Raw genomic sequence first — 10,699 nt, forward strand, 5'->3', positions numbered from 1 at the left:
CATCCCGTCGAAGCCGGCAGGCAAACCAAGGGTCAGGCTCCGTGTGCCGCGCGGAATTTGGCTTGCTGGCCTGCCTTGCCCGCTTCGACGGGGAGTCTTTTCGCCGCTTGCCCATCTCAGCGGTGGCGCCTTGAAGAGCAGGCCGGGAGGCGGCGTTGACGGACCGCTTCGTCTCGAATTTCACGAACCGGCTCGACGCCAAGGGGCGCGTCTCCATTCCCTCGAGTTTCCGGTCGGTGCTGGCAAAGGACGGCTACGAGGGTCTTTATGTCCATCAGGCGCTCGACCTGCCGGCGCTGGATGCCGGCGGCAACGCGCTTCGGGCTACGATCGACGATATCCTCGCGCGCTTCTCGCCGTTTTCGGACGAGTGGGAATTGCTCTCGACGGCGCTGAACGGCACCTCGGAGGTGCTGAAGGTCGATACGGAGGGGCGGATGGTGCTGAGCGAGGCGCTGAAGGCGCATGCCGGTATCGGCGACGCCGTGACTTTCGTCGGCCATGGCCACAAGTTCCAGATCTGGGAGCCGGAGCGGTTCCGCGCGCATCTCGAGGCGGCGCGGACGCGCCTGCGCGACGTGAAGCGCACGCTCGGCAGTTTGACGATTCCAACGGGAGGTGCAGGCACATGACGGACCATGGCGACCGTTCCGGCGGAGCCAATGGCGGACCGGTTCGTCACGTGCCCGTGTTGCTCGCCGAGGTTCTGCATGCACTCGCGCCGCAGGCCGGCGGGCGCTATCTCGACGGTACCTTCGGGGCGGGCGGCTATTCGCGCGCGATCCTCGATGCCGCGCCGGACGCGACCCTGCTCGGGCTCGACCGCGACCCCTCGGCGATCGCCGGCGGGGCCGATCTCGTGGCCGCGATGGCCGGGCGGTTGACGCTGTCCCAGGCCAATTTCGGCGAGCTTGCCGAGGAGGCCGAGCGCTTCAGGATGGCGCCGCTCGACGGCGTGGTGCTCGATATCGGCGTCTCGTCCATGCAGATCGATCAGGCGGAGCGCGGCTTTTCGTTCCGCTTCGACGGGCCGCTCGACATGCGGATGAGCAGCACCGGGCAGAGCGCCGCCGATCTCGTCAACGAGGCCGAGGAAGGGCTGCTCGCCAATATCTTCTACCATTATGGCGAGGAGCGCCGTTCGCGCGCCGTCGCGCGAGCCGTGATCGAGGCCCGCCGCAAGGCGCCGATCACGACCACCAAGCAACTGGCCGATCTCGTCGCGGGGATCGTGCGGGGCGAGCCCGGCGGGGCGCATCCGGCGACGCGGGTCTTCCAGGCGCTGCGCATCGCGGTGAATGACGAGCTCGGCGAGCTCGTTCGGGCGCTGCATGCGGCCGAGACCGTGCTGAAGCCGGGCGGGCGGCTTGTCGTCGTGACCTTCCATTCCCTCGAAGACCGCATCGTCAAGCAGTTCTTCGCCGAGCGTTCCGGCCGGGTGCCGGCGGGCTCGCGCCACGCGCCGGCGGTTGCCGCCGCGCAGCCGACCTTCAGGCTGGTCGAGAAGGGGGCCGTCGCCCCGTCCGAGGTCGAGATGCGGGCCAATCCGCGGGCGCGCTCGGCCAAGCTGCGTGCCGCCGAGCGCAACGAGGCGCCGGCGCGCGGGGCCGATGCCGGCCTCGTCGCGCTCTCCACCGTTCCCGACCCGCAGCCGCGCCGGAGATCCTGAGCGTGATCAAGCTCCTGCATGTCATCGCCATCGGCGCGCTGGTCTCATCGGCGGTCTATGCCTATTCGATCAAATACGAGACGACGCTGGCGACCGAGCAGCTCCAGAAGCTCAGGGGCAAGATCCAGCGCGAGCGTGACGCCATCCAGGTGCTCAAGGCCGAGTGGCAGTTCCTCAACCGGCCTGACCGGGTGCAGATGCTGGCAGAGCGTCATCTCGACCTGCAGCCCTTCGTGGTGACGCAGGTGGTCAAGCCCTCGGATATCCCGAACCGCGGCCCGAAGGTCGATGCCATCGGCCGCAAGCTGGAGGATCTCGGTTTAGGGCTGCCGACCGAGACGCCGCGGGACCGCAAGGCGAGCGCGACCACGCCGGGAGCCATGCCGTGAACCAGTCGATCGATCAGGAGGCGTCGGTGGAGCATCAGGCCGAGGCGACGGAAACCGTCGCAAAGCGCGGGCGCCTGGCCTGGCTGCGCGATGTCTTCCGCATGAGCGGCGAGAAGAGCGAGCCGCGCGTCGGCCTCGTCATCCTCGGCTTCTCGGCACTGTTCCTCGCCATCACCGGCCGGCTCGTCATGCTGGCGACGCTGCCGAACGAGCAGGTCGGCCTGCGCCGCGCGACTTCCAATGCCATTTCCGCTGCCCGGCCCGATATCGTCGACCGCAACGGCGAGGTCATGGCGACCGATATCCGCACGGTCTCGGTTTTCGCCGAGCCGCGCCGCATCCTCGACAAGGACGAGGCGACCGAGCTGCTGACGGCCGTGCTGCCGGACCTGGACGCCAAGGACCTGCGCGAAAAGCTCGGGACCAAGAAGGGCTTCGTCTGGGTGAAGCGCGAGATCACGCCGCGCCAGCAGGCCGAAGTGCACCGGCTCGGCATTCCCGGTGTCGGCTTCGTGCCCGAGAACAAGCGCGTCTATCCGAACGGCAATGCCGGGGCGCATGTGCTGGGCTTCGCCAATATCGACAATGTCGGCATCGCCGGCATCGAGAAATACATCGACTCGCAGGGGCTCCAGGACCTGAACGGCGCCGGGCTCGCGACGGAGGCCTCCGATCTGAAGCCGGTCAAGCTGTCGCTCGACCTGCGCGTCCAGCACCTGCTGCGCGACGAATTGTCGAAGGGGCTGGAGCGCTTCAAGGCCATCGCCGCCGCCGGCGCGATCATGGATGTGAATACCGGCGAGGTGATCGCGCTGGTCTCGCTGCCCGATTTCGATCCGGGCAACCCGGTCGACGCGCTGGAGAAGGACCGGATCAACCGGATGAATGTCGGCGTCTACGAGATGGGCTCGACCTTCAAGGCGCTGACCATCGCCATGGCGCTGGATTCCGGCAAGGTGAACATCAATTCGAGCTTCTCGACCGCCGGCGGCATGATGCGGTTCGGCCGCCAGGTCATCAAGGAATATCACGGCACCGGCCGGACGTTGACCGTGCCGGAAGTGTTCGTGCATTCGTCGAACATGGGCTCGATCAAGATGGCGCTGGCCGTCGGCGTCGAGGGCCACAAGGCCTTCCTCAGGAAGATGATGCAGCTCGACCGGATGACGACCGAGCTGCCGGAAAGCGCCGCCCCGATCGTCCCGCAGCGCTGGGGCGAGATCAACACCGCGACCATCGCCTTCGGCCACGGCCTCGCGGTCGCGCCGCTCCAGGCGCTGGCGGCGGTGGGCGCGCTGGTCAATGGCGGCTACCTGATGAAGCCGACCTTCCTGAAGCGCTCCGAGGAGGAGGCGCGCCAGGTCGCGACGCGGGTCATCAAGCCCGAGACCTCCGAGGCGATGCGCTTCATCATGCGGCTCAATGGCGAGAAGGGCTCGGCCCGCAAGGCGGACGTTCCCGGCTATTTCGTCGGCGGCAAGACCGGCACGGCCGAGAAGGTCATCAACGGCCGCTACGCCAAGAACAAGAACTTCACGACCTTCACGGCGATTGCCCCCTCCGACAAGCCGAAATACGTCTTCCTCGCGATCTATGACGAGCCGAAGGGCTATGCCGAGAGCGGCGGCTATTCGACCGCGGCGTGGAATGCGGGCGTCACCACGGGCAAGGTGATCGAGCGCGCCGCGCCGATCCTCGGGCTCAACCCGCGCTTCGACCCGCCGCCGTCGCCGTTCCCGTTGATGGCACGCCTCGGCGCCTGGGGTTCGCGCTGATCTCGGCCTATAAGCGGAAGCCATGAGCATGACCGGATACGGCCTCGGAGACCTCTTCCCCGAGATTTTCGATGCTGAGGCCGCGAGCCAGCAGGTGCATGGCGTCGCCTTCGACAGCCGCAAGGTGACGGGCGACGACGTCTTCGTCGCGCTCGCCGGCGCCAAGGCCGATGGCGCACGCTTCATCATGGATGCGGTGGGGCATGGCGCGGTCGCCGTCATCTCGGGCGGGCCGCGCCCGGCGGACCTGCCGGCCGGCGTCGCCTTCGCGCAGGTCGACGATCCCCGTCTCGCGCTCGCGCTGGCGGCGGCCAAGATCCATCCGCGCCAGCCGAAGACCATCGTCGCGGTGACCGGCACCAGCGGCAAATCCTCGGTCGCCGATTTCACACGCCAGATCTTCCAGGCGCTTGGCCATGAATCGGCGAGCGTCGGCACGATCGGCGTCGTGACCGCCAAGGGCGCCGACTACGGCTCGCTGACGACGCCGGACCCGCTCTCGCTGCACGCCTCGTTCGATAAGCTCGCGGGTGAGGGCATCACCCATCTGGCGATGGAAGCCTCCTCGCATGGGCTCGACCAGCGCCGCCTCGATGGCGTGCGCTTGAGCGCCGGTGCCTTCCTCAATCTCGGCCGCGACCATCTCGATTATCATCCGAGCGTCGAAGAATATCTCGCGGCCAAGCTCCGGCTCTGGGAGCTGCTGCCGAATGGCGCGCCGGTCGTGATCAACCGCGACGAGCCCTACGCGGAAGAGGCGGCCGAGGCTGCGGCCAAGGCCGGGCATCCGATCATCGGCATCGGCCGCAAGGGCGAGACACTGACCCTGCTGCGCAACGAGCGCGACGGCTTCTCGCAGCGGCTGACCGTCGGCTTCGACGGGCGCGAATTGTCGGTTGACCTGCCGCTGGTCGGCGATTTCATGGCGGGCAATGCGCTGGTCGCCGCCGGGCTCGCCATCGCGACCGGCGAGGATAAGGCTGCATCGGTCAGCGCCATTTCCGGCCTCAAGGGCGTCGCCGGGCGCCTCGAACGCGTCGGCGAAGCCAATGGCGGGCTCGTCGTCGTCGACTATGCCCATAAGCCCGATGCGCTGGCGGCGGTGCTGACGACGCTGCGGCCCTATGCGACCGGGCGCCTGATCTGCGTCTTCGGCTGCGGCGGCGACCGCGACAAGGGCAAACGCCCGCTGATGGGCGCCATCGCGGCCGAGAAGGCCGATATCGCCATCGTCACCGACGACAATCCGCGCAGCGAGGACCCGGCGACGATCCGGGCCGAGATCATGGCCGCTTCGCCGAAACTTCTGGAAATCGGCGACCGCGAGGAAGCGATCAGAAGTGCGGTGTGTATGCTGACGCCTGGGGATTTGCTGGTCGTGGCCGGAAAAGGCCATGAATCCGGCCAGATCATAGGCGACCGGACGCTGCCCTTCTCGGATCACGACGTGGTTCGCAAGGCGCTATCGGAGATCACGAGATGAGCGGCCCGCTCTGGACCGGAGACAAGCTGATCGCGGCGTTGCGTGCGCGGCCCGAGGGCGCCGTGCCGCCGGTCGTAACCGGCGCCTCGATCGACACCCGCACGCTTGAGCCGGGCGACGTCTTCTTCGCCATCACCGGCGAGGCCCGCAACGGCCATGACTTCGTCAAGGCTGCGCTCGACAAGGGCGCGGCGCTCGCCGTGGTCGACGAGGCTCATGCAGGGCAGTTTGAAGGCGCAGGCGCCCTCGCCATCGTGCCGGATGTGCTGAAGGCGATGGAGCATGCGGGCACCGCACGCCGCGCCGAATTGAAGGCCGGAATCGTCGCCGTCACCGGCTCGGTCGGCAAGACCGGCACGAAGGAGGCGCTGCGCCTCGTGCTCTCGCGCCAGGGCAAGACCCATGCGCCGGTCGCCTCCTACAACAACCACTGGGGCGTGCCGCTCACGCTCTGTCGCACCCCCGCCGATGTCGCCTATGGCGTTTACGAGATCGGCATGAACAGCCCCGGCGAGATCGTGCCGCTGGCGCGGATGGTGCGCCCGCGGGTTGCCATTGTCACGACGATCCAGCCCGTGCATCTCGCCGCCTTCGCCTCGATCGAGGGGATCGCCGAAGAAAAGGCGGGTGTTTACTGGGAACTCGAAAAAGGCGGCACGGCGATCGTCAACGCCGATATCCCGCAATCCGAGCTGCTGCGCGACATCGCCAAGTCCGGCCCGGCCGGGCGGATCATCACCTTCGGCGAGAGCCCTGATGCCGATGTGAAGCTGATCTCCTGCGCGCTGAAGCCCGACATGTCGACGGTCGAGGCCCGCGTTTGCGGGGAGCCCGTGACCTACCGGTTGGGCAGCCCGGGCAAGCATATCGTGCTGAACTCGCTTGCCGTGCTGGCGGCCGTGCATGCGCTCGGTGCCGATCTCGCGCTGGCAGCGCTGGCGCTGGGCGATCTCAAGCCGCCGGCCGGGCGCGGCGCTCGCCAGGTGCTGCAGGCGCCGGGCGGCAAGGTCACGCTGCTCGACGAGAGCTATAACGGCAATCCCGCCTCGATGCGTGCCGCGATCGAGAATCTCGGCCGCCTGCCGGTCGAGGGCCGGGGCCGGCGCATCGCCGTGCTCGGCGACATGCTGGAACTCGGGGCAACCGGGCCGGAGCTGCATCGCGGGCTGGCCGAGCCGCTGGTTTCCAATGGGATCGACAAGGTTTTCACCTGCGGCCCGCTGATGAAAGGGCTCCATGAGAGCTTGCCTTCCACCATGCGGGGGGCTTATGCCGCCACCGCGAGCGAGCTGGAGCCGCTCGTGCTCGATGCGATCCGCGGCGGCGACACCGTCACGGTCAAGGGATCGCTGGGCACGCGCATGGGGCCGATCGTCAAGGCGATCCTCGCGCGCTTTCCTGCCGTGCCTGCCGAAGACTGACCCGAGAGCGGGATGCGAAAAAGTGGAAACCGGTTTTTCGCGTCAATCCCGCTCTCATCTTTTGGAATCGATCACGTCTTATGATTTTGGATCGAAACGATCCAAAATCATCGCGATCTAAGAGAACCAAGCAGCATGCTCGTCTGGCTCGCCGATTTCGCCGGCACCTTCCCGATCCTGAACGTCTTCCGCTACATCACCTTCCGCGCAGGCGGGGCGACGGCGACGGCGTTGCTCTTCGTCTTCTTCTTCGGTCCCTCGGCCATCTCCTGGCTCAGGATCAAGCAGGGCAAGGGCCAGCCGATCCGCACGGATGGGCCGGAATCGCATCTCGCCAAGCGCGGCACGCCGACCATGGGCGGATTGATGATCCTGTCCGGGCTATTCGCGGCGGTGCTGCTTTGGGGCAACCTGCGCAACCCCTATGTCTGGATCGTTCTCGGCGTCACGGCCGCTTATGGCGCGATCGGCTTCTATGACGATTTCCTCAAGGTCACCAAGCAGTCGCACAAGGGCTTCTCGGGGAAGGCCCGCATCGCGATCGAGGTCGTGGTCGCGCTGATCGCCTGCTATTTCATCATGCAGACGCAGCCGCCGTCGATCGGCTCGGGCTTCGCCATGCCCTTCCTCAAGGAAGCGATCATCCCGCTCGGCATCCTGTTTCCGCTGGTCACAGCCTTCGTCGTGGTCGGCGCCGGCAATTCGGTGAACCTGACCGACGGTCTCGATGGGCTCGCCATCGTGCCGGTGATGATCGCGGCCGGCACCTTCGGCTTCATCTCCTATCTCGTCGGCAACGCGATCTTCGCGAACTATCTGCAGATCCACCACATCCCCGGCGCGGGCGAACTCGCCGTGATCTGCGGCGCGGTGATCGGCGCCGGCCTCGGCTTCCTCTGGTTCAACGCGCCGCCGGCCCAGATCTTCATGGGCGATACCGGCTCGCTCGGCCTCGGCGGCCTGCTCGGCACCATCGCGGTCGCGACCAAGCACGAGATCGTGCTCGCCATCGTCGGCGGCCTCTTCGTGGTCGAGGCGCTTTCGGTGATCATCCAGGTCTTCGTGTTCAAGCGCACGGGCAAGCGCGTCTTCCTGATGGCGCCGATCCACCACCATTTCGAGAAGCTGGGCTGGACCGAACCGCAGGTCGTGATCCGTTTCTGGATCATCTCGGTCGTGCTGGCGCTGGTCGGCCTTGCCACGCTGAAGCTGCGCTGAGCGATGTGTTCAGCTGCTGGAACCACCGCGTCATTCCGGGGCGTCGCGCAGCGGCGAGCCCGGAACCCAGAACCGATGCCGTTCATCGGAGAGGCGGTTGGAGCCGGGTGCCTTCTGGAAATGCCGCATCGGTTCTGGGTTCCGGGCTCAAGCGCTGCGCGCTCGCCCCGGAATGACGGGGGAGTTCGATGACACCGGTCACAGTCTTTTCCGGGCGCAAGGTCGCTCTGTTCGGCCTCGGCGGCTCCGGGCTTGCGACTGCGCGCGCGCTCAAGGCGGGCGGCGCCGAGGTCGCGGCCTGGGACGATAACGAGAAGAGCCGGGAGACGGCGGCGGCCGAGGGCATCGCCGTCGTCGATCTGGCGAGCGCCGACTGGTCCGATTTCGCGGCTTTCGTGCTCTCGCCCGGCGTGCCGCTGACCCATCCCGAGCCGCATTGGGCGGTCGGCAAGGCCAAGGCTGCCGGCGTTCCAATCATCGGCGATGTCGAATTGTTCTTCCTGGAGCGGGCGAAGATCGCGCCGGTTTCGCCGGTCGTCTGCATCACCGGCACCAACGGCAAGTCGACCACGACCGCGCTGATCGCCCATGTGCTGAGGGAAGCCGGCCGCGACGTGCAAATGGGCGGCAATATCGGCACGGCCGTGCTGGCGCTGGAGCCGCCGGCCGCGAACCGCGTCCATGTCATCGAGTGCTCGAGCTACCAGATCGATCTCGCGCCTTCGCTCAAGCCCACTGTCGGCATCCAGATGAACCTGACGCCGGATCATCTCGACCGACACGGCTCGCTGGAGAACTATGCGGGAATCAAGGAACGGCTGGTCGCGGCGGCCGATATCGCGGTCGTCGGCGTCGATGACGACGCCTCGAAGCAGATGGCCCGCCGCCGAGCCGCCGGGGGGCGCCCGCTGGTCAGGATCAGCGGCGAGCAGCCGCTCGACGAAGGCGTCTTTGCCGGCGTCACCGCCAATCAGGGCCGGCTCGACACGCGCATCGTCGAAGTGAAGGATGGCAAGCCGCGCGTCGTCGCCAATCTCGCCGGGATCGGCTCGTTGCGTGGCTCTCACAATGCGCAGAACGCCGCGGCGGCCTTCGCCGCCTGCTCGGCGCTGGGCCTGAGCGCCGAAGAGATCGCGGCCGGCTTCAAGACCTATCCGGGTCTGGCGCATCGCATGGAGGAACTCGGCCGGGTCGGCCGCGTCGTCTTCATCAATGATTCAAAAGCGACGAACGCGGATTCGACCGAGAAGGCGCTGACCTCCTTCCACGGCATCTTCTGGATCCTCGGCGGCAAGGCGAAGGACGGCGGCATCGAGTCCCTGCGCCGCTACTTTCCCAATATCGCCCGCGCCTATCTGATCGGGGCGGCGAGCGATCTCTTCGCCGCGACCTTCGACGATGACGGGCGCGTCGCCTATGAGCGCAGCGTCACGCTCGACAAGGCCGTGGCGGATGCGACGCGCGACGCTCTGGCTGCGACGGGCGAGGGCGAGATCGCGGTGCTGCTCTCGCCGGCCTGCGCCTCCTTCGACCAGTTCCCGAATTTCGAGGTGCGCGGCGACGCCTTCCGCAAGCTCGTCGCGGAGCTGCCGGGCTTCGAGCCCTTCGGCGGCAAGAGCTAGGCTCAGCCGCGCCGGGCGGCCTCGATCTTCGCGACGTCGATCTTCTGCATCGTCATCATCGCGGCGAAGGCGCGCTTCGCTTCCTCGCCGCCGGCCGCGAGCGCCTCGCTCAGCACGCGCGGGGTGATCTGCCAGGACAGACCCCATTTGTCCTTGCACCAGCCGCACTCGCTCTCCTGGCCGCCATTGCCGACGATGGCGTTCCAGTAGCGATCGGTCTCTTCCTGATCCTCGGTGGCGATCTGGAACGAGAAGGCCTCGCTATGCTTGAACATCGGCCCGCCATTGATGCCGAGGCAGGGGATGCCGAGGACCGTGAAGGTGACCGTCAGCGCATCGCCGGCCTTGCCTGAAGGGAAATCGGTCGGGGCGCGGAAAACCTCTTTCACCGCGCTGTCCGGGAAGGTCTGCGCATAGAAGCGGGCGGCGGCCTCGGCATCCTTGTCGTACCACAAGCAGATCGTGTTCTTGGCGATGGCCATGATCAGTCCTTTCGCTTTCGGGACGGGTGCAACTCCTCCCATGGGGACGACAATGCGTGTCAGGAGCGGCCTCTGCATTCGCTCGGCAGCGCGAATCCGATCTCAGGCGCAGGGCTGATCGAGGCGGCTCGCAGAGGCCGCGAAAGCCATGTGCCGCTGTGGATCGTGATGTGCTGGTACGACCGATCCCACGCATCGGAATCAATCGGTTAACCATTCATTGACAGAGTGATTCGTCACGTAGGCGTGGCTTCGGCCGCGCAGAATTTGTCGATGGGATGCCCGTCATGGTCTCGCGCGCGGAACCTTCTCTCAGCGGCCGCTGGTGGTGGTCGATCGACCGCCTTATCCTGACCGCGCTCGTCGCCCTCATGGTGTCCGGCGTCGTGCTGCTGATGGCGGGCGGGCCGCCGGTGGCCGAGCGCCTCGGCCTTTCGACCTTCCATTTCGTCAACCGGCAAGCGGCCTATCTCGCCGGCGCGATGGTGATCTTCCTCGGCGTGTCGCTGATGACGCCGCGCCAGGTCAGGCGCACGGCGCTGCTGCTCTATGTCACCTCGCTCGCCATGGTGGTGGCGACGCTCTATTTCGGCGTCGAGGTGAAGGGCGCGCGGCGCTGGCTGACGCTCGGGCCGCTCGG

General features: G+C 67.1%; 10 protein-coding genes. 9 read left to right on the forward strand and 1 reads right to left on the reverse strand.

Annotated features, from left to right (window positions below; translation table 11 throughout):
- Positions 1-155: 155 nt before the first annotated feature.
- The 8 genes from Q0Q02_RS10505 (at position 156) to murD (ending at position 9,577) form a co-directional block, all read left to right on the forward strand.
- Positions 156-632, forward strand: a complete 477-nt coding sequence (locus tag Q0Q02_RS10505; RefSeq protein ID WP_293809149.1) for a division/cell wall cluster transcriptional repressor MraZ — start codon at positions 156-158, stop codon at positions 630-632.
- Positions 629-1,669 (forward strand): 16S rRNA (cytosine(1402)-N(4))-methyltransferase RsmH, encoded by a 1,041-nt coding sequence (gene rsmH, locus Q0Q02_RS10510; RefSeq protein WP_293809150.1) that lies wholly within the window; start codon positions 629-631, stop codon positions 1,667-1,669. Before Q0Q02_RS10505 ends, rsmH begins: the two co-directional genes overlap by 4 nt.
- A gap of 2 nt (positions 1,670-1,671) precedes the next feature.
- Positions 1,672-2,058, forward strand: a complete 387-nt coding sequence (locus tag Q0Q02_RS10515; protein WP_293796038.1) for a hypothetical protein — start codon at positions 1,672-1,674, stop codon at positions 2,056-2,058.
- 26 nt (positions 2,059-2,084) lie between these two features.
- Entirely contained in the window at positions 2,085-3,833 is a 1,749-nt protein-coding gene (locus Q0Q02_RS10520; protein ID WP_293809160.1) for a penicillin-binding protein 2, read from the forward strand.
- A 28-nt stretch (positions 3,834-3,861) separates the two neighbouring features.
- Positions 3,862-5,316: a UDP-N-acetylmuramoyl-L-alanyl-D-glutamate--2,6-diaminopimelate ligase gene (locus tag Q0Q02_RS10525; RefSeq protein WP_293809162.1), complete on the forward strand. Its 1,455-nt coding sequence runs from the start codon at positions 3,862-3,864 to the stop codon at positions 5,314-5,316.
- The gene (locus Q0Q02_RS10530) at positions 5,313-6,737 is read left to right on the forward strand and encodes a UDP-N-acetylmuramoylalanyl-D-glutamyl-2,6-diaminopimelate--D-alanyl-D-alanine ligase (protein ID WP_293809151.1); all 1,425 of its coding nucleotides are present in this window, start codon (positions 5,313-5,315) and stop codon (positions 6,735-6,737) included. The genes Q0Q02_RS10525 and Q0Q02_RS10530 overlap by 4 nt, the downstream gene beginning before the upstream one ends.
- Positions 6,738-6,872: 135 nt before the next feature.
- Positions 6,873-7,955, forward strand: coding sequence for a phospho-N-acetylmuramoyl-pentapeptide-transferase (mraY, locus tag Q0Q02_RS10535; protein ID WP_293809152.1), 1,083 nt, complete (start codon positions 6,873-6,875; stop codon positions 7,953-7,955).
- A gap of 188 nt (positions 7,956-8,143) precedes the next feature.
- A complete protein-coding gene (gene murD, locus Q0Q02_RS10540) occupies positions 8,144-9,577 on the forward strand; it encodes a UDP-N-acetylmuramoyl-L-alanine--D-glutamate ligase (protein WP_293809154.1) in 1,434 nt (477 codons plus the stop codon).
- 2 nt (positions 9,578-9,579) lie between these two features.
- On the opposite strand, the gene Q0Q02_RS10545 is transcribed toward murD, so the two are convergent.
- Positions 9,580-10,059 (reverse strand): VOC family protein, encoded by a 480-nt coding sequence (locus Q0Q02_RS10545; RefSeq protein WP_293809156.1) that lies wholly within the window; start codon positions 10,057-10,059, stop codon positions 9,580-9,582.
- Between the two features lie 287 nt (positions 10,060-10,346).
- Here Q0Q02_RS10545 and Q0Q02_RS10550 point away from each other — a divergent pair.
- The coding region (locus Q0Q02_RS10550) for an FtsW/RodA/SpoVE family cell cycle protein (protein ID WP_293809158.1) at positions 10,347-10,699 on the forward strand (353 nt) is incomplete at its 3' end.

Source organism: uncultured Allobosea sp., from assembly GCF_945956895.1.
In the GTDB taxonomy this organism is placed as follows: Bacteria; Pseudomonadota; Alphaproteobacteria; order Rhizobiales; family Beijerinckiaceae; genus Allobosea.

Excerpts from the sequence above, each read along its gene's own strand:
- rsmH (WP_293809150.1), top strand. The coding sequence starts at position 629 with ATGACGGACCATGGCGACCGTTCCGGCGGAGCCAATGGCGGACCGGTT.
- Q0Q02_RS10525 (WP_293809162.1), top strand. The coding sequence starts at position 3,862 with ATGACCGGATACGGCCTCGGAGACCTCTTCCCCGAGATTTTCGATGCT.
- Q0Q02_RS10530 (WP_293809151.1), top strand. The coding sequence starts at position 5,313 with ATGAGCGGCCCGCTCTGGACCGGAGACAAGCTGATCGCGGCGTTGCGT.
- mraY (WP_293809152.1), top strand. The coding sequence starts at position 6,873 with ATGCTCGTCTGGCTCGCCGATTTCGCCGGCACCTTCCCGATCCTGAAC.
- murD (WP_293809154.1), top strand. The coding sequence starts at position 8,144 with ATGACACCGGTCACAGTCTTTTCCGGGCGCAAGGTCGCTCTGTTCGGC.
- Q0Q02_RS10545 (WP_293809156.1), bottom strand. The coding sequence starts at position 10,059 with ATGGCCATCGCCAAGAACACGATCTGCTTGTGGTACGACAAGGATGCC.